Origin of the sequence: Buchnera aphidicola (Meitanaphis flavogallis) (assembly GCA_039830035.1) — a bacterium.
Lineage (GTDB): Bacteria > Pseudomonadota > Gammaproteobacteria > Enterobacterales > Enterobacteriaceae > Buchnera_B > Buchnera_B aphidicola_AZ.
Map to the genome: position 1 here is coordinate 267,229 of CP140038.1, position 19,579 is coordinate 286,807.

The window sequence follows — 19,579 nt, forward strand, 5'->3', positions numbered from 1 at the left end:
TTTTTATTTTTTATAAAAGAATTTTTAAATTGAAGAGTTTGATCATGGCTCAGATTGAACGCTGGCGGCAAGCCTAACACATGCAAGTCGAGCGGCATCGAAAGAAGATTTTTTCTTGTCGGCAAGCGGCAAACGGGTGAGTAATATCTGGGGATCTACCTAAAAGAGGGGGATAACCATTGGAAACGATGGCTAATACCGCATAATGTTGGAAAACCAAAGTAGGGGACCAAATTTTTTTTTGGCCTTATGCTTTTAGATGAACCCAGACGAGATTAGCTTGATGGTGAGGTAATGGCTTACCAATGCTACGATCTCTAGCTGGTCTGAGAGGACAACCAGCCACACTGGAACTGAGATACGGTCCAGACTCCTACGGGAGGCAGCAGTGGGGAATATTGCACAATGGGCGAAAGCCTGATGCAGCTATGCCGCGTGTATGAAGAAGGCCTTAGGGTTGTAAAGTACTTTCAGCGGGGAAGAAAAAAAGCATATCTAATAAATAAGCTTTTCTGACGTTACCCGAATAAGAAGCACCGGCTAACTCCGTGCCAGCAGCCGCGGTAATACGGGGGGTGCAAGCGTTAATCAGAATTACTGGGCGTAAAGAGCACGTAGGTGGTTTTTTAAGTCAGATGTGAAATCCCTAAGCTTAACTTAGGAACTGCATTTGAAACTGATAGACTAGAGTATCGTAAAGGGAGGTAGAATTCTAGGTGTAGCGGTGAAATGCGTAGATATCTAGAGGAATACCTGTGGCGAAAGCGACCTCCTAGATGAATACTGACGCTGAGGTGCGAAAGCGTGGGGAGCAAACAGGATTAGATACCCTGGTAGTCCATGCCGTAAACGATGTCGACTTGGAGGTTGTTTCCTAGAAGAAGTGGCTTCCGAAGCTAACGCGTTAAGTCGACCGCCTGGGGAGTACGGCCGCAAGGTTAAAACTCAAATGAATTGACGGGGGCCCGCACAAGCGGTGGAGCATGTGGTTTAATTCGATGCAACGCGAAAAACCTTACCTGGTCTTGACATCCATAGAATTTTTTAGAGATAAAAAAGTGCCTTTGGGAACTATGAGACAGGTGCTGCATGGCTGTCGTCAGCTCGTGTTGTGAAATGTTGGGTTAAGTCCCGCAACGAGCGCAACCCCTATCCTTTGTTGCCAGCGGTTTGGCCGGGAACTCAAAGGAGACTGCCGGTTATAAACCGGAGGAAGGTGGGGATGACGTCAAGTCATCATGGCCCTTACGACCAGGGCTACACACGTGCTACAATGGCATATACAAAGAGATGCAACTCTGTAAAGATAAGCCAACCTCATAAAGTATGTCGTAGTTCGGACTGGAGTCTGCAACTCGACTCCACGAAGTCGGAATCGCTAGTAATCGTGGATCAGAATGCCACGGTGAATACGTTCCCGGGCCTTGTACACACCGCCCGTCACACCATGGAAGTGGGTTGCAAAAGAAGCAGGTAGCTTAACCAGATTTATTGGATGGCGCTTACCACTTTGTGATTCATGACTGGGGTGAAGTCGTAACAAGGTAACCGTAGGGGAACCTGCGGTTGGATCACCTCCTTATAAATGATTCTTAGTTTTTTAGGTTGTGTCCACACAAATTTTCTGATCAGTTTTTTATAAAAACAGGCTTGTAGCTCAGCTGGTTAGAGCACACCCCTGATAAGGGTGAGGTCGGTGGTTCAATTCCACTCAGGCCTACCATATATCAAATAAGTTAGTTAATATTTTTAAATATGGGGCTGTAGCTCAGATGGGAGAGCGCCTGCTTTGCACGCAGGAGGTCAGCGGTTCGATCCCGCTTAGCTCCAATTCTATTTTTTGTATTCTTCCTTCATTTTTCTTAATTTCTGCAAGATGTTTAATTGAAACATCAAATCTTTATGAATTTTTGTAGACTTTTTAATTGCCATTTTATCTAAATTTAAAAATGGATTTATTTTCTTTTCTGTACTTAATTTGCTAGGAAGTGAGCAAAGTTTGTTTGAATGCATGATCTTAATTTTTTTGTAAAAGTCTGATACTTCATTATTATTTAAAAAAATAGAGTTAGTAAATTTTAAATTTTCAAACGTATACTCATGAGCGCAGTAAATTAAAGTGTTATCAGGAAGTTTCATAATTTTTTTAAGTGAATTATACATTTTTAGTGTCAACCCTGTTTGTATTTTTCCACATCCTCCAGAAAATAATGTATCACCACAAAATAAATATGGTTTTGTATAATAAGAGATATGTCCAGAAGTATGGCCAGGAGTAAATAAAATTTTAAATTTATAGTTTAAAATATTAATACAATCGTTATCTTTACATACTTTATTTACACTAAATTTTTTTGCTTCGTTTGGACCATAAATTAATAAATTAGGATAAATTTCTAATAATTTCTCAATTCCTCCAGTGTGATCACGATGATGATGCGTAACTAAAATAGCTATAGGATGTACATTAAGTTTTTTAATTGTATTAATGACTGGTATATAATCACCTGGATCAATAATGATACATAAATTATTATGATTTATTATTATCCAAACATAGTTATCTTTTAATATAGGAATGTATTTGATTTTCATGTATATTCTATTACGTTATTTTGTTAAAAGTTTTTTTTGTTAAGTTGTTTTTTTAAAAAATTATTTAATTGTATTTCATATTTAATAATGTATAACTCTGATAAAATTAAGATATATATCCAGTATCTTCCAAAGTTGGGTTTTTTGCATAATGTTGTGCTAAATCATTACATTTTTCATTTTCTATGTGTCCCGAATGACCTTTGATCCAATGCCAACTCATATGATGTAAATTTGATATGATGTTTAAGCGAGACCATAAATCGATGTTTTTGACTGGCTTATTTTTTGTGGTTTTCCAATTATTACGTTTCCAGTTTTTTATCCATAATAAAATTCCTTTTTTCACATATTGACTGTCAACAGTAATTTCTATATTACATGGTTTTTGAATTTTTTCTAATGCTATTATTACTCCCATGAGTTCCATTCGATTGTTTGTAGTAAAATAAAAACCTGCACTAATAATTTTTTTATGATTTTTACATTTAATTATTGAACTACAACCTCCAGGACCTGGATTACCTAAACAAGATCCATCTGAAAATATTTTAACAAATTTTGTCATAATTACAATTTCCTTTAAAATATGATGTTTAAAATATATGAAAAATAATAAAAGAAAAGTTGTTTTAGATATTGAAACAACTGGTATGAATTTTTCTGGATGTTTTTATAAAACTCATAGAATCATTGAACTTGGAGCAATAGAAATTATTAACAATTGTATAACAGGAAGTTATTTTCATTCATATATTTGTCCTGATAGATTAGTAGATGATAGTGCTTTTAAAATTCATGGTATTTCTAATAACTTTTTATTAGATAAACCAAAATTTTTTGAAATAGTTAAAGAGTTTTTAAAATATCTTGACTGTTCTGATTTAATTATTCATAACGCTAAGTTTGACGTTAGCTTCATCAATTATGAATTAAGCATGCTTAGTTTAAAAATAAAAAATATTGAAAAACATTGTAATATTATTGATACATTAGTAATGGCGCGTAGGATTTTTCCTGGAAAAAAAAATACTTTAGATGCTTTATGTTCTCGATATAAAATTAACATTAAAAAAAAACGCATCCATAGCGCTATTTATGATGCTAAATTATTATCTAAAGTATATATATTTATGAATAATCGTCAAGAATCATTACCTTTTTTAAATCATGATGTTTCGTATTATCGTGATACGCATAAGTTTATTCCTTCAAAACGTATCTCATCAAAAATATTGTTAGCAACACACCAAGAAAATGTTGTTCATAAAAATTTTTTGGAGTATATCATTCAAAATTCAGGAAAATGCATATGGACAGATAAGTAAAATGTACATGAAACAGTGTTGACAGATATAGTATTAAATTATATAATTTAAAAATAGAATTTTAGTAGTATGGTGCGGTAGTTCAGTTGGTTAGAATACCGGCCTGTCACGCTGGGGGTCACGGGTTCGAGTCCCGTCCGCACCGTTTTAAAATTTTTTAAATTAAATTTTGTTTTTTATTATGAATATAATTTAAATAATAAAATTTTAAAGAAATGAAAGAATTTAATGATTTCAGATAAAAAAATAAAAATAATATTTTTAGAGTAATATATAATATTTTTATTAATATTAAAACAAACTCAAATTAATAAATGTACATATAATCTATAGCAATAGATATTGTAATATGTTATATATTTTAATTTTTTTTATTTTTAAAACACGGTAGTTTAAAATTTACAAAAATATATTTAGCATAAATTTTGTAACTTTTTCTAATACAATTTAGATAATTTTTAAAATTACGCTGTTTTAGGTTTTTTATGAGTAAGAAATACATTGTTACTTGGGATATGTTACAAATTTATGCTAGAAAATTAGCTTACAAATTACTTCCAGCAACACAATGGGAAGGTATTATTGCAGTAAGTAGAGGGGGATTAATACCATCAGCATTATTAGCAAGAGAACTAAATATTAGATTTATAGATACTATTTGTATATCTAGTTACGATCATAATCGTTTGCGAGATTTAAAAATTCTAAAGCATACTTCTATAAAAAATATAAATGAATCTAAAATTATTATAGTTGATGATTTAGTAGACACTGGAGGAACAGGTCAGATAATTCGTTATATGTATTCTAAAGCAACATTTGTTTCAATTTTTGCAAAGCCTATGGGCAAATTATTAGTAGATAAATATATTATAGACATACCACAAAAAGTATGGGTTGAACAACCATGGGATATGGGGATTTCTTATCAATCTCCATTAGTAAAAGATTTTTAAAATATTGTATTTTTTTAGGTATTTTTAATCATGGACATAAAAAAAGAAATATTAGATAGACATGATACTAGTGATTTTGATGTACAAAATGATAAATTAAAATCCAACGTAAATGTTGACATAGAAAAAATGAATATATTGAATAAACAAATTTCAGATCTTGAGTTAAATTTGTTAGATCAAGAATTATTTTCAAAAAACAAGTTAAAATCGTACTGTGATAGGGTAAAAAAAGAGATTGATAATACTTACAAATTCGCGTTACAAGATTTTTTTAATGCATTACTTCCTACTATCGATAATATAGAGCGCGCTTTAGATTTATTTGAAAAAAAAGATGACATTATAAAACCTATATTTGATGAATTAAGTGTGGCCTTGAAATCTTTAATGAAATTGTTAATAAAATTTGGTGTAACGCAAATAGATGAAACATGTGTTCCATTTAATCCTGATATACATCAAGCTATGATTGTACAATCATCTAAAACAATAAAAGAAAATTATGTTATTTCTGTTATGCAAAAAGGTTATTTACTAAATGGTAGATTATTACGTCCAGCTATGGTAACAGTTTCTAAACCATAGACTCAAAATCTGAAGCATATAATAATATCGTTTTCTTGCAGGCAATATACAATATTTAATATTGTGCTCTGCAAGAATGTACTCAAATATCTTCCTTCTATTTCTTTGATAATATTTTTTTTCTTCTTAGTTCTTTTGGATCTATTAATAATGGTCTATAAATTTCAATTCTATCTCCGTTTTTTACTAAATCGTTTAAGTTAACTATATTTCCATAAATTCCTACATTGTTGTTTGTTATATCCATATTTTTTTTATTAATAATATTAGAAGTTAATATAGCTTCTTTTATAGAAATTTTGTATTTTAATTTCATTTCTTTAATAAATTGTTTATTCTGTAAAGCATATACAATCGTTATTCTAATTAGTTTCATTTTATATCGCATTAATTTTTATTGTTTTAAAAGTACAATTTATATTATTATTAATATATATGAACGTAAAATATTTTAGTTTAAAATTGATGATTTAGAATATACAATTTATATTGGATTTGGGATTAAAAATTATGATAAAAAAAAATACAATTAAAAATCCAATGACTAGTATTGTTGTTAATAGAAAAGCTAAACATAAATATTTTATTAAAGAAACGTTAGAAGCTGGATTAGTTTTATTGGGTTGGGAAGTAAAAGCGTTTAAATCAGGAAATATAAATATTAGTAATAGTTATATTTCTTTTTATTTGAATGAAGTTTATTTAATAGGATCACAATTTAATTTTCTTTATACTACTAATTTACATACTTTACATCACGTTAGTAGAAATCGAAAAATATTGCTACATAAAAATGAAATTATGTCTTTGCGTAGTAAAATATATAAAACTGGTTATACTGCTATAGCTTTATCACTTTTTTTAAAAAATAGTTGGTGTAAAATACAAATAGCTATTGTAAAAGGAAAAACAAAATACGATAAACGTGAAACAAAAAAAGAATCTCAATGGAAACTTGAAAAAAACCGCATTTTAAAAAATAAATTAATTTTTTAATGCCATAATTAACATGTTAATATAACAAGAATTGTTTTTGGATTAAAATATGTATAAATATGATGAGTATTTTATGAAGCATGCTTTAAAATTTGCTCGATTAGCAGAAATAGATAGAGAAGTCCCTGTTGGAGCAGTATTAGTACTAAATAATGTTATTATTGGACAAGGTTCTAATAGTTCTATTTCAACACATGATCCTACTGCTCATGCTGAAATTATAGCATTACGTTCTGGAGGAATGTTTCTAAAGAATTATCGTTTAATAAATACGACATTATACGTTACACTAGAACCTTGTTCTATGTGTTATGGAGCTATTATTCATAGTAGAATTTTTAGACTAGTGTTCGGAACAAGTTATAATAATAAAGATAATGGTGCTTATTTTAATCACAATCAATACGGAAAAATTAAAAACAGTAAAATAATAATTACGAAAAATATTTTAAACAAAGAATGTAAAAATATATTAAAATTTTTTTTTAAAAAAAAAGAAAAAAATAATTATAATTTAAATTCTATATTAAATTTATTTTTCAATAATAACAATAGTAGATACATGTGATTTTTCATCACTTAAACTAACATGAATTGAATTTATGTTTAAATTTTTTGCTATTTTTTTTGCTTTTTTTAATAATCTTAAACTTGGTTTTCCTAAATGATTGTGGTACAATTCAAAATTATTAAATTTTACACCATGTTTGATTCCTGTTCCTAATGCTTTGGAAGCTGCTTCTTTTACAGAAAATCTTTTTGCTAAAAATACTATAGGATTTTTACTTTTTTTGTATTCGTTTAATTCATAATTAGATAGTATTTGATATAAAAATTTTTCTTCTAATTTATGCATAATTTTTTTAATTCTAGTTATAGATAAAATATCTATACCTATTCCAATAATACTCATATAGTTTAATTTCCTTTATTAATTTAGATATTGTCTATGTAACTTATGTTATATTCAAACAATTATATATTGGTAAATTTATATCCTTATTTTTAATTAATTAAATATCAATTATATATATAAATTAGCAGAGTATTTTTTTGTATTTTTTACAAATAATGAAAGATATACTGAATTTTGTAAATATTTTTCTAGTTCTTGTCTAGCAATTGTTCCGCATAATTTTATTTTTTGTCCTTGATATCCAATGATGATTTTTTTATGTGAATTATTTTTTACGATTATTATACCTTTTATGATATAAACTCTTTTTTTTAAATTCACACTTTCAATAATAATTTTTATTGAATGAGAAAGTTCATTTCCTAAATAAAATATAAATTTCTCTCTAATAATTTCTGAAATTTGAAAATGTAAACTGTTATTTGTAATTTGATTAAATGGAAATCGTGGTGCAGACATAGGTAATATTTTTTGAACTATATTTGATAATAAATCAATATTATCTCCTGTTTTTCCTGAAATAGGAATAATTTCTTGAAACGAATATTTTTTTCTTAAAAATTCTATGTGTGGTAATAAAGAAATTTTGTGTAAAATTTTATCATTTTTGTTAATAACGGCTATTGTAGGAGTAATATTATTTTTTATTATTTGTAAAACTAACTCATCGTCTAATGTCCAATGAGTTTGATTTAAAACTAATAATATTAATTCTGAACTGTTACACAACTTTTTTATATGACTATATTGTTTTTTGTTTATAAATTCTTTATATTTACGAGATATGCCAGGTGTATCTGTATAAATAGCCTGAATACTTCTATCGTTTTGAATTCCAATTATGTTACTTTGAGTAGTGTGAGGTCGTTTAGAAACTATTGATACTTTTGATTTTACTAATTTATTAATTATTGTTGACTTTCCAACATTTGGTTTTCCAATGATTATAATTGTACCGCAATAATTTATTTTTTTCATTCTAATCCCAACTTTATTAAAGCATTTTGTGCAGCTTCTTGTTCTGCTTTTCTTCGACTAGAACCAATTCCAATTGATTTTTCATTTATTCCAGAAATTTCACAGAAAATAGTGAACAATTGATTATGTGCTTCTCCATATACTTTTTCTACTAAATATAAGGGTAATGGTAAATGTTTTGATTGTAGATATTCCTGTAATCTAGTTTTTGGATCTTTTTGAGTATCTCCAGGACTAATTTTTTCTAATCTTTTTTGATACCACTTTAAAATCAATTTTTCAACTGTTGTTAAATTACTGTCTAAAAATATACTTCCAATAAGCGCTTCTATAGTATTTGCTAATATCGATTCTCTTCTAAACCCCCCGCTTTTGAGCTCTCCCTGTCCTAATTGCAGATAGTAACCTAAATTAAATTCATGTGCTATCTTCGCTAAAGTATGCCCTCTAACTAAAGTTGCTCGCATTCGACTCATATCTCCTTCATTAACGTTCGGAAAGTAATGATAAAGAGCATTAGCTATAACGAAACTTAAAATAGAATCCCCTAAGAATTCAAGCCTTTCATTATGTTTACTATTTGCACTTCTGTGTGTTAATGCTTGAATTAACAAATGTTTTTTGACAAAAGTATATCCTAGAGTTTTTTGTAATTTTCGAACTACATTATGATTCATATTGTTGCCAATTATACTGATGTAGTAATTTAGAATACTATTTAACGATTTTATATATATTTTATCACAAGAAATATCAGTGTTTCGTAAATTATTTTAATATATACTTCCAATACGATTTATTCTCACTTTTGTTAGCCAACTATTTTCTTTTCTTTCTGAACTCATCCATATAAGAGTAGCTTTTCCTATTAAATTTTTGTCTGGAACGAATCCCCAATAGCGACTATCTAAACTGTTGTCTCTATTATCACCCATTACAAAGTACATGTTTTTTGGAACTGTCCAAATTCCTTCTTTTTGATTAAATTGTTTGAAATACATAATTTTTTGATCTATCATTTCTTTTGAAAATAATATTTGATATTTTAAGTCTTTTATAGTTTCTGTACATGTATTTAAATGAAAAATATTGTTATGAAATTTTTGGATATAATTACTTGGTTTTAAATTAATATGAGAAATTAGGATTTTGTTTTGGTTATTTTTTAAATTAATGTTACTATATTTTATAATTAGATTTTTTGTTAATGAATTATAAATAATTGTATCGCCAGGTAATCCAATTACTCTTTTAATATAGTTTAAGTGTATATTTTTAGGATATTTAAAAACTGCTATATCTCCATGCTTAGGAGTATTCGTATCAATTAATGTAGTATTAGTAATTGGATTTCTAATCCCATATGCAAATTTTTGCACTAATATAAAATCTCCTACTAACAATGTAGGCATCATTGATCCAGATGAAATTTGAAATGGTTCATATAAAAAAGATCGAATTAAAAATGCTATGAGGAATATAGGAAAAAAAGATGCTAAAAATTGAATTCCATTCTTAATCAGCTTAACAATTGTAAAATTACAATCAATACTAGTAGCTACTATATTTTTTTTTTAAAATTGTTTTTATTTTTTTTGATATCCAAAAAATTCCAGTAATCAATGTAGACACTAATAGAAACATAATTAGATCATCATTACTCATAATAATTTCCTTTTATTTACTATATTTTAAGTTCATTTTGTTATTTAAAATAGATAAAAATACTTCTTGAGGTATATTGACATTTCCTATTTTTTTCATTTTTTTCTTTCCAGTTTTTTGTTTTTCTAATAGTTTGTTCTTTCTAGTTACATCTCCTCCATAACATTTTGCTAATACATTTTTTCTTAATTGTTTGACAGTAGAACGTGCAATAACTTTTGTACCTATCATAGCTTGAATAATAATATTAAATTGGTGTCGAGGAATTAATGATTTCATTTTTTCTATTATTATACGTCCTTGAATAGTAGATTGTTTTTTATGAATTATTAATGATAAAGAATCAATTTTTTTGTAATTAATTAATATATCTAATTTTTTCATATCAGAAGTCTGATACGATTCAAAATCGTATTCTAATGATGCATAACCACTCGATTCGGATTTTAATTGATCGAAAAAATTTAATATAATTTCTGACATTGGTATGTTATAACACAATAATACTTGATTTTCATAATAAATTATATTATTTTGTATTCCTCTTTTTTGTGAACATAATAGCAATATTTTTCCTAAATATTGAAGTGGGAGTAAAATTTTACATTTAGCAATAGGTTCTTGAATTTTCTTAATTTTGTTTAGTTCAGGGAGTTTAGATGGAGAATCAAGAAAAAGTACTTTATCTTCAGATGTGATGATTTTATATACTACCGTAGGAGCAGTAGTTATTATTTCTAAATTATATTCTCTTTCTAATCTTTCTTTTATAATTTCCATATGTAGTAATCCTAAAAATCCACATCTAAATCCAAATCCTAATGCTATAGAAGTTTCAAGTTCATAAAATAAAGAAGTATCGTTTAAACTTAGTTTCTCTAATGCATTCTTAAAAGTATTAAATTGATTAGATTTAGTTGTAAATAATCCTGCATAAATTTTTGGTTTAATTTTTTTAAAACCAGGTAATGTATATTCTGAATTACTATAAGTTGTAGTTAAAGTATCTCCTACAGGAGCACCAATAATATTTCTGATTCCACAAATAATCCAACCTATTTCTCCACATTCTAAAAAATCTCTATATATGCTTTTTGGAGTGAATATTCCTATTTTTTCTACAGAATAGATTTTTCCTGTACTCATGATTTTAATTTTAGATTTTCTTTTGAGAATTCCATTTTTAATGCAAATCAAAGATACTACTCCTAAATAATTATCAAACCATGAATCAATAATTAATGCTTGAAATTCGTTATTTATATTACCTTGAGGAGGTGAAATATTATGAATAATACATTCCAACAAATTTTTCATGCCTTCACCTGTTTTTGCTGAACAATATATTGCGTTTTCAGTAGAAATTCCTATAATATTTTTTATATCTTTTTCTACTTTAATGGGATTAGCATTTGGTAAATCAATTTTATTTAGTACAGGTATAATTTTCAAGTTCATATCTATAGCTTTATGGCAATTAGAAACGGTTTGTGCTTCTACTCCTTGTACTGAATCTACAATCAATAAAACACCTTCGCAAGCAGATAAAGAACGTGATACTTCATAGGAAAAGTCTACATGACCTGGTGTATCAATGAAATTTAATTGATATTTTTTATTTTTTATAGATGTATACTGTATTGTAACACTCTGTGCTTTAATGGTAATCCCTCGTTCTTTTTCTAATTCCATTGAATCCAATACTTGAGAGCACATTTCTCTTTCTGATAAACCGCCACAAATTTGAATAAGTCTGTCAGAGATAGTTGATTTTCCATGGTCTATATGGGCAATGATACAAAAATTTCTTATTTCTTTCATTGAATTTAAAATATCTCCTGATAAGATTAAATTATTTTTTACTATTTTAATTAAATTTATATTATTTACAACATTATTATCATATTTAATAATATAGATGTTATACAAGTTTTGTATACGTATAGTTATACTTGTATATAATTAGATTCAAGATATAAACTAAAATATGTCATGATGTGTTTAATAAGATTAACATAGATTATTAATAACATTAATATATCAATTATGTGTCTAAATTTTTAAAAAAGAACATACATGATTAAAATTTTTTTTAAAATATGTTTTATTGTTTTTTAACCTTTATAATATAAATTAATTTTAAGTATTATTGTATTATAAAAATTAATAAATGTTGTTTATGATTTTACTTTGATTTTAAAAAATGTTATATAAGGTGTTTTAATGAAAGTTTTACATCTAAAAAATAAATAATATGTTTAAATTAAAAAAAAAAGTGATTCTAGCTATGTCTGGAGGCGTAGATTCATCCGTGTCTGCATGGATTTTGAAGCAACAAAATTATTACGTAGAAGGTTTATTTATGAAAAACTGGGAGGAAAATGACAAAAATTTCTATTGTTCTGCAAAACAAGATTTAGAAGACGCTGAACATGTTTGTCGTCAGTTGGGCATTTATCTAAATAAAGTAAACTTTTCTTTTGAATATTGGGAAAATGTATTTCAAGTATTTATAAAAGAATATCAATTGGGTAGAACACCTAATCCTGATATATTATGTAATAAGGAGATAAAATTTAAAGTATTTTATGAATTTGCTGTTAATAATTTAGGAGCTGATTTTATTGCAACCGGTCATTACGTGCAAAAAAAATATTTTAAAAAATCATTGTTTTTATTACGTGGTATTGACCATAATAAAGATCAAAGTTACTTTTTATATACTATTAATAAAAGTATTCTTAATAAGTGTTTATTTCCATTAGGAAAATTTAACAAAAAAACAGTACGTAATATAGCCAAAAACTTAAATTTAATTGTATCCGATAAAAAAGATTCTACTGGAATATGTTTTATAAATCCAAAAAACATTAATCATTTTCTAAATTTTTATATTCCTCAAAAGAAAGGAGATATAATTACACCTTGTGGTAAAACAATAGGACAACATAGTGGATTAGTACATTATACTTTAGGTCAAAGGAAAGGATTAGGGATTGGAGGAATTAAAGGTATCAAAAATATTCCATGGTATGTAGTAGATAAAAATGTTGCACGTAATTCTTTAACCGTTGCTCAAGGGATGAATAATGATTATTTAATGTCTATAGGATTGATAGCTTGTCAGTTACATTGGATAAATCGTGTTCAGTTAAGTAATATTCCCTTTTTTTGTTCAGTAAAGATTCGATATTGTCAAAAAGATGTTTCATGTAAGATATTTTTATATAAGAAAAAATTTGTTAAAGTATTGTTTCAAAATCCGATTTCATCCATTACTCCTGGACAATCTGCAGTATTTTATTTATCTGAATTATGTCTTGGAGGAGGAATAATTAAAACGAGATTACCTATTTTATCACTATAAATTAATCATAGTATTTTTTAAATTTTAGGGAAATATATAATTGTGACAAAGAATTTTTATTCGATTATGTTGTCTCTTTCTGGAATATGTCAGTCTGTTGCTATTGTATGTCAACTATCTCAAACTGGAATTTGTAATAATGACGCATTTAAAATCGGTATTGATAGTATTTTAAACATTAATCCTAAAACTACACTATCTGTATATGGGAATTCAGAAAAAAATTTGCAGTTGGGTATAACAACGTTATTATCTTTATTACATAATTCTAATAGTTATGATACTTCAGCAAAAATATTACGCTATATATTAAAAATCATGATTTTAGAAAAAAAATTAAAAAAAAATGCTATTTATAATGAAATGTTATTTCAACGTATTTCTGAATTAATTAAAAAAAATGTTAATGGTTTTAGTTCATATGATATATTAACTGATCATTTATCAGAAATATATTTAAATATAATCAGTAAGTTAGGATCTCGTATTCAAGTGTTTGGATCGCCAGAAATTCTAAAAAATATATTAATACAGAATAAAATTCGTTGTGCTTTATTTTCAGGAATTCGTTCGGCTGTTTTGTGGAGGCAGGTAGGTGGTAATTTTTTTCAATTTATTTTTTTTAGAAATCAAATATATAATCAAGCTAACAATGTATTTAAAAAATTTTCTTCTTAAACTTTTTGAACTATAAATTTAAGATTTACATATATTTTTTTAAAGAGGTATATACAACAATGACATTATCATCTCTGACTGCTATTTCACCTATTGATGGACGTTATAATAGTCATACTGTTAAACTAAGAGAAATTTTTAGCGAATATGCATTCTTAAAATTTCGAGTAAAAGTTGAGCTTTTGTGGTTAAAGAAATTATTAACATTACATGAAATAAAGTTATTTGCACGAGAAGATGAAAAAATTAATTTTCACCTTGATGAAATTATAAATAATTTTAATGAAAATGATGCTCAAAATATAAAAAAATTAGAAAAAACTATTAATCACGATGTAAAATCAATAGAATATTTTTTAAAAGACAAATTATTTAAAATTCTAGGAACACATCGCATCATAAACTTTGTACACTTTTCTTGTACTTCAGAAGACATAAATAATTTAGCTTATTCTTTAATGCTAAAAACTGCTAAAGAAAAAATTATTATTCCGATATGGGAAAATATCATTAAAGAAATAAAAAAAATTATATCTCATTATTATAATTTTCCTATTTTGTCTCGTACTCATGGCCAACCAGCTACTCCATCAACCATAGGAAAAGAAATGGTTAATTTTTCTTATAGAATAGAACGTCAACTGAAACAGTTAAAAAAAATCAATTTATTAGGAAAAATTAACGGTTCTACAGGAAATTATAATGCTCATTTTTCTGCTTATCCTAATGTAAATTGGCATCAAATTAGTCAAGAATTTGTAGTTTCTCTTGGATTGGTTTGGAATCCTTATACTACTCAAATTGAACCACATGATTATATTTCTGAATTTTTTAGTTGCATAGCTAGAGTTAACACAATTTTAATTAATTTTAATCAAGATATGTGGGGATATATCTCATTAAACTATTTTATTCAAAAAAATAATTCAAATGAAGTAGGATCTTCTATTATGCCTCATAAAATAAATCCTATAAATTTTGAAAAATCTGAAGGTAATCTTGGATTATCTAATGCTATAATAAATCATTTTGTTAGTAAATTGCCTATTTCTCGTTGGCAAAGAGATTTAAGTGATTCTACAGTATTGCGAAATATAGGATCAGTAATTGCTTATTCAGTAATAGCATATGATTCCTTGATATTAGGAATGCAAAAATTAAAAGTAAACGAAGTACAACTATTAGAAGATTTAGATAAACATTGGGAAATATTAGCAGAACCAATTCATACTGTAATGTGTAAATATGGTATAAGAGATGCTTATGATAAATTAAAGTTATTAACCAGAGGCAATAAAATTAATTCAGCTATAATTCATAGTTATATCAATAGTTTAACTATTCCAGAAGAGGAAAAAATACAACTAATTCAATTAACACCAATGAATTATTTAGGACTAGCAACAAAATTAGCAAAAAATTTTAAAAATCAACAGTACTATGAATAATATGTTTATACCATAGTAACCGTGATACGTTTCAATATTTCAAATGTTTTGGAAGTAATTATTTTATTTAATTAAATTTTATTTTTAAATAAACAAGAACAATAACTTATGTATAAATGTCAATTTTTAAAAAAAAAATAGCATCTATAGTATGCATTGGATTTTGTATAATGTTTTTGTCTGGACTATATCATGTAGATAAAAAACATGACATTTATTATACAACACATAACAATAATCAATTTTGCTCTACTGAATTTATAAAATCTTGGTCTAGCGTAATAAAAAAGTCTTCAAAGAAATATAATGTTGATCCGAAATTAATTAAATCTATCATTTGCATTGAATCATCTGGAAACAAAAAAGCTACTAGTCGTTCTCATGCTGTTGGATTAATGCAAATAAAACCCTTAAGTGCTGGTAAAGAAGTATATCGTTTTAAAAAAAAAGATGGTCAACCATCTGTTTACGATTTATATAATCCTACAATTAACATTGACATAGGAACAGCATATATTCACATTTTACAGCATAGGGATTTAGTAGGAATCAATAATACAGAAATGTTAAGATATGCTACGATTGTATCGTATGTAAATGGTTCAGATAAATTATTAAAAATTTTATCTAATAATAGAAGAAAAGCAGTAAAAAAAATAAATCAAATGACAAAAAAAGAATTTTTTTATTACATAAAAAAAAACATCCAGCCTTGCAAGCTTGGAAATATCTTAAAAAAATAATGATGATTTACGATTTGATGTAATATTAATGTATTAAGAAACAAATTGATATATGTAAAAATTTGTATAATTTAATAAAATATAAACTGTTGTCATAGGATAATAGAATATGGGTTTTATGAAAGGTAAAAAAATTTTGATTACTGGAATAACAAATCGGTATTCTATTGCTTTCGGTATAGCAAAAGCAATGCATGCACAAAAAGCTACATTAGCATTGACATATCATCTCGATAAGGTGAAAGAAAAAGTATATTCCTTAGCACAAGAATTAGGAATTAACATTGTTTTCCCATGTGATGTTTCTAGTGATGAAAGTATTAAAACATTGTTTTTTAATATATCAAAAAAATGGAAAAAATTTGATGGTTTTGTTCATGCTATTGCTTTTTCTCCGCGAAATCAATTGTCTGGAGATTATGTTAATAATATAACTAGAAGTGATTTTTCTCGTGTACATGATATTAGTTCTTATAGTTTTGTTGGGATGGCTAAAGAATGTCGATCAATGCTAAAAAAAAATTCTTCAATTTTAACTTTAAGTTATATAGGTTCTAAAAAGGTAATACCAAACTATAATATTATGGGTGTTGCTAAAGCGTCTTTGGAATCTAATGTGAGATATATGGCTTATAGTATGGGAATGGACAGTATTAGAGTAAATGCAATATCATCTGCTCCTATTAAGACTTTATCTTCATATGGAATAAAAAATTTTCGGAAAATGTTAAATTTTAGTAATAGCATAAATTTTAGTAATCATCCGGTTACTATTCAAGATATAGGTAATACTGCAGCGTTTTTATGTTCTAATTTATCTAAAGGTATTACTGGTCAGATAATTTATGTAGATGGAGGATTTAATATTACTACTATGAATAAATTAGATAATGAATCACATTGATAAATTATTTTTTATTTTGTATTTTTATGTAGTTCAAAATAGTCCTAGTTTTACCTATACAAAAATTATAATTTATTCTGTGTTTCTAGATCAAATATGAACTTTTATAGTATTAATAATAGTCATAGTGATTGATATTATATATTTACGTCGATAAAATCACGAATGAGATATATAAAGTAGATAATATAGTTATTATGCAATGTATTTTTAACGTTTTTATTTAAGATATTTATTAATGTTTTCATAAACATTGTGTTTGATGTGTTTATTTCGTCTTAAATACAGGATTTATACTCATGTTTCGTAATCATCCCTTGCTTTCACGATTAAAAAAAAAATTACATTCTAAGATAACTCGAATTGAAGGAATTGTAAAAAGTACAGAAAAAGGATTCGGATTTTTAGAAACAGATCCGCGAACGAGTTATTTTATACCACCTCGAAAAATGAAACGAGTTATGCATGGAGATCGTATCATAGCTCAATTGAAAATTGAACATGCTCGAGAAATTGTTTGTCCAGAAAGGTTAGTAGAACCATTTTTGTCTAAATTTGTTGGAAGAATTCAAAAAATAAAAGATACTTTTTATATAAAACCAGATTATCCATTTTTAAAAGAACCAATTGTTTGTGTTATTTCTTGTCCATTTCTACAAAGCGTTCGTAATGGAGATTGGGTTATGGCTGTATTAACTCAACATAAATTAAAAGGAGATTATAGATTTTCTGCTGAATTAATTAAGTTTATTGTTGAAAATAAAAATCCATTAGTACCATGGCTAGTGACTCTTTCACGACATAAGTTAGACATATCAGAACCTAAATTAAATAGAACTGAGGTAAATTTTCATGATCATCATTCAAGGATAGATCTGACTAATTTAAATTTTATTACTATTGATCATAGTTCTACAAAGGATATTGATGATGCTTTGTTTATAGAAAAAGAAGTATTAGGCATGTTTAGTTTAATTGTAGCTATTTCTGATCCTACTGCTTATATCCCTTTGGGAAGTGTATTAGACGAAATCGCATTCAAAAGAGGATTTACTAATTATTTACCTGGTTTAAATATTCCTATGCTACCTCGTTTTTTATCAGAAGATAAGTGTTCATTAAAAATAAACCAACGTCGCCCTGCTGTAGCATGCAAGATTTTTTTTAATTATGATGGAACTATATTGCATGAAAAAACTAATTTCTTTTTAACGTGGATTAAATCTAAATCTCAATTGTCATATGAATCTGTATCTGACTGGTTAGAACATAAGGGAACATGGCGTCCAGAATCTCGTTTAGTAGCTAATCAATTGTCTTTATTACATGAATTATGCACTTTAAGAATTCAATGGAGAAAAAAAAATGCATTGTTGTTTAAAGAACGTCCAGAGTATTTTTTTAAAATATCAGATACTTTTAAAGTACTAGGAATTTATGTTGAATCTAAACGTATAGCTAACAAAATTATTGAAGAAGCTATGATAGCAGCTAATGTATGTGCAGCTCAATTGTTGTCAGATAAACTAGGTTTTGGAGTATATAATATACATTCTGGATTTGAATCTATTAATGCAGAGTGCGCTGTTTCATTGTTGTCTAAATATGACCTTTTATTTGATATTAATCAAATTCAAACATTAGAGGGATTTTGCAAATTACGACGTACGTTGGATGATATGTCAAATGAATATCTTAATAATCGCATTCAAAAATGTTTATCGTTTGGAGAAATAAATAGTATACCAGGTCCTCATTTTGCTTTAGGATTACCAATTTATGCTACGTGGACTTCACCGATTAGAAAATATGGTGATATAGTTAATCATCGTCTTTTAAAAATAATTATTACAGGTATTGGTGAAGCTATTCCACCTAGTAATGAAATTTTATCGAAAATTACTGATATACGTCGTCGTATTAGAGTTGCAAAAAGAGACATAGAAAATTGGTTATATACTTCTTTTTTAAAAAAAACAAATTGTGAAAACAAAGTTTTTAATGCTAAGATAACTGATATATTCCGTTCTGGAATGAAAGTAAAATTGTTAGAAAATGGAGCAAATGTATTCATACCAGCTCCTTTTTTACATAATATCAAACATGAGTTAGTTTGTGATAAAGAAAAAGGAATTGTATATATTATGGGAAAGGAATATTATACTATTGCTAACATGATTCAAGTTGTATTAACGGACATAAAAACAGAAACAAGAAGAATAATAGGTAAGCCAATTTAATATATATAGAACATTAATTTTTTTGTAAATTTTTTATAGTTTCTAATATGTCATCAAAACCTATTTAGAAAAATTAATATTGTATTTTTTTAATATTTAAAAAAAGTTATTCTAATATATTTAGGTATTTTGATATATTATTATTATTTATATTAAAATTATTAATTTTTATCTATT

At 26.7% G+C, this 19,579-nt stretch carries 19 protein-coding genes, 3 tRNA genes and 1 rRNA gene; 15 read left to right on the forward strand and 8 right to left on the reverse strand.

The features are described from left to right. Nucleotides 1–26 precede the first annotated feature (26 nt). The 3 genes from U0T59_01135 (at nt 27) to U0T59_01145 (ending at nt 1,830) form a co-directional block, all read left to right on the forward strand. Nucleotides 27–1,582 (forward strand): 16S ribosomal RNA (locus tag U0T59_01135). Between the two features lie 64 nt (nt 1,583–1,646). Further along, nucleotides 1,647–1,723: transfer RNA gene (locus tag U0T59_01140), tRNA-Ile, on the forward strand. A 34-nt stretch (nt 1,724–1,757) separates the two neighbouring features. Next, nucleotides 1,758–1,830, forward strand: a tRNA-Ala gene (locus U0T59_01145). Nucleotides 1,831–1,833: 3 nt separating this feature from the next. Here the strand turns inward: U0T59_01145 and gloB are convergent. Continuing rightward, complete coding sequence (gloB, locus tag U0T59_01150) at nt 1,834–2,595, reverse strand: hydroxyacylglutathione hydrolase (GenBank protein XBC43528.1); 762 nt, start codon at nt 2,593–2,595, stop codon at nt 1,834–1,836. A gap of 106 nt (nt 2,596–2,701) precedes the next feature. Beyond that, nucleotides 2,702–3,163 carry a ribonuclease HI gene (gene rnhA, locus U0T59_01155; GenBank protein ID XBC43529.1) on the reverse strand — a complete coding sequence of 154 codons (462 nt, stop codon included), beginning with the start codon at nt 3,161–3,163 and terminating at the stop codon, nt 2,702–2,704. A gap of 37 nt (nt 3,164–3,200) precedes the next feature. Here rnhA and dnaQ point away from each other — a divergent pair, with 37 nt between their 5' ends. From dnaQ to grpE, 4 genes are all read left to right on the forward strand, one after another. Continuing rightward, a complete protein-coding gene (gene dnaQ / locus U0T59_01160) occupies nt 3,201–3,923 on the forward strand; it encodes a DNA polymerase III subunit epsilon (GenBank protein ID XBC43530.1) in 723 nt (240 codons plus the stop codon). Nucleotides 3,924–3,994: 71 nt separating this feature from the next. Next, a tRNA-Asp gene (locus tag U0T59_01165) sits at nt 3,995–4,068 on the forward strand. A 340-nt stretch (nt 4,069–4,408) separates the two neighbouring features. Beyond that, a complete protein-coding gene (gene gpt, locus U0T59_01170) occupies nt 4,409–4,879 on the forward strand; it encodes a xanthine phosphoribosyltransferase (protein XBC43531.1) in 471 nt (156 codons plus the stop codon). A 30-nt stretch (nt 4,880–4,909) separates the two neighbouring features. Continuing rightward, a complete protein-coding gene (gene grpE / locus U0T59_01175) occupies nt 4,910–5,467 on the forward strand; it encodes a nucleotide exchange factor GrpE (GenBank protein XBC43532.1) in 558 nt (185 codons plus the stop codon). A gap of 97 nt (nt 5,468–5,564) precedes the next feature. Here grpE and U0T59_01180 read toward each other — a convergent pair whose 3' ends face one another. Continuing rightward, a complete protein-coding gene (locus tag U0T59_01180; GenBank protein ID XBC43533.1) occupies nt 5,565–5,843 on the reverse strand; it encodes an RnfH family protein in 279 nt (92 codons plus the stop codon). A gap of 134 nt (nt 5,844–5,977) precedes the next feature. Here U0T59_01180 and smpB point away from each other — a divergent pair, with 134 nt between their 5' ends. After that, nucleotides 5,978–6,463 carry an SsrA-binding protein SmpB gene (gene smpB / locus U0T59_01185; protein ID XBC43534.1) on the forward strand — a complete coding sequence of 162 codons (486 nt, stop codon included), beginning with the start codon at nt 5,978–5,980 and terminating at the stop codon, nt 6,461–6,463. A 49-nt stretch (nt 6,464–6,512) separates the two neighbouring features. Continuing rightward, the gene (tadA, locus tag U0T59_01190) at nt 6,513–7,031 is read left to right on the forward strand and encodes a tRNA adenosine(34) deaminase TadA (GenBank protein XBC43535.1); all 519 of its coding nucleotides are present in this window, start codon (nt 6,513–6,515) and stop codon (nt 7,029–7,031) included. Here the strand turns inward: tadA and acpS are convergent. The 5 genes from acpS to lepA form a co-directional block, all read right to left on the reverse strand. Then, complete coding sequence (acpS, locus tag U0T59_01195; GenBank protein ID XBC43536.1) at nt 6,996–7,376, reverse strand: holo-ACP synthase; 381 nt, start codon at nt 7,374–7,376, stop codon at nt 6,996–6,998. The two genes, tadA and acpS, sit on opposite strands and share 36 nt — an antisense overlap. Before the next feature lie 111 nt (nt 7,377–7,487). Continuing rightward, complete coding sequence (gene era, locus U0T59_01200; GenBank protein ID XBC43537.1) at nt 7,488–8,357, reverse strand: GTPase Era; 870 nt, start codon at nt 8,355–8,357, stop codon at nt 7,488–7,490. Continuing rightward, nucleotides 8,354–9,034, reverse strand: coding sequence for a ribonuclease III (gene rnc, locus U0T59_01205; GenBank protein ID XBC43538.1), 681 nt, complete (start codon nt 9,032–9,034; stop codon nt 8,354–8,356). Before rnc ends, era begins: the two co-directional genes overlap by 4 nt. 96 nt (nt 9,035–9,130) lie before the next feature. Then, on the reverse strand, nt 9,131–9,922 hold the full coding sequence (gene lepB / locus U0T59_01210) for a signal peptidase I (GenBank protein ID XBC43570.1): 792 nt from the start codon (nt 9,920–9,922) through the stop codon (nt 9,131–9,133). A gap of 112 nt (nt 9,923–10,034) precedes the next feature. Then, nucleotides 10,035–11,843 (reverse strand): translation elongation factor 4, encoded by a 1,809-nt coding sequence (gene lepA, locus U0T59_01215; protein XBC43539.1) that lies wholly within the window; start codon nt 11,841–11,843, stop codon nt 10,035–10,037. A 433-nt stretch (nt 11,844–12,276) separates the two neighbouring features. On the opposite strand from lepA, the gene mnmA reads away from it, so the two are divergent. From mnmA to U0T59_01245, 6 genes are all read left to right on the forward strand, one after another. After that, complete coding sequence (mnmA, locus tag U0T59_01220; GenBank protein ID XBC43540.1) at nt 12,277–13,389, forward strand: tRNA 2-thiouridine(34) synthase MnmA; 1,113 nt, start codon at nt 12,277–12,279, stop codon at nt 13,387–13,389. 42 nt (nt 13,390–13,431) lie between these two features. Further along, nucleotides 13,432–14,067 (forward strand): high frequency lysogenization protein HflD, encoded by a 636-nt coding sequence (gene hflD / locus U0T59_01225; protein ID XBC43541.1) that lies wholly within the window; start codon nt 13,432–13,434, stop codon nt 14,065–14,067. Between the two features lie 59 nt (nt 14,068–14,126). Next, nucleotides 14,127–15,515, forward strand: a complete 1,389-nt coding sequence (gene purB / locus U0T59_01230) for an adenylosuccinate lyase (GenBank protein ID XBC43542.1) — start codon at nt 14,127–14,129, stop codon at nt 15,513–15,515. 116 nt (nt 15,516–15,631) lie between these two features. Further along, nucleotides 15,632–16,258 (forward strand): transglycosylase SLT domain-containing protein, encoded by a 627-nt coding sequence (locus U0T59_01235; protein ID XBC43543.1) that lies wholly within the window; start codon nt 15,632–15,634, stop codon nt 16,256–16,258. A gap of 109 nt (nt 16,259–16,367) precedes the next feature. Next, the gene (locus U0T59_01240; GenBank protein ID XBC43544.1) at nt 16,368–17,162 is read left to right on the forward strand and encodes an enoyl-ACP reductase; all 795 of its coding nucleotides are present in this window, start codon (nt 16,368–16,370) and stop codon (nt 17,160–17,162) included. 299 nt (nt 17,163–17,461) lie between these two features. Continuing rightward, the gene (locus U0T59_01245; protein XBC43545.1) at nt 17,462–19,402 is read left to right on the forward strand and encodes an exoribonuclease II; all 1,941 of its coding nucleotides are present in this window, start codon (nt 17,462–17,464) and stop codon (nt 19,400–19,402) included. Nucleotides 19,403–19,579 lie beyond the last annotated feature (177 nt).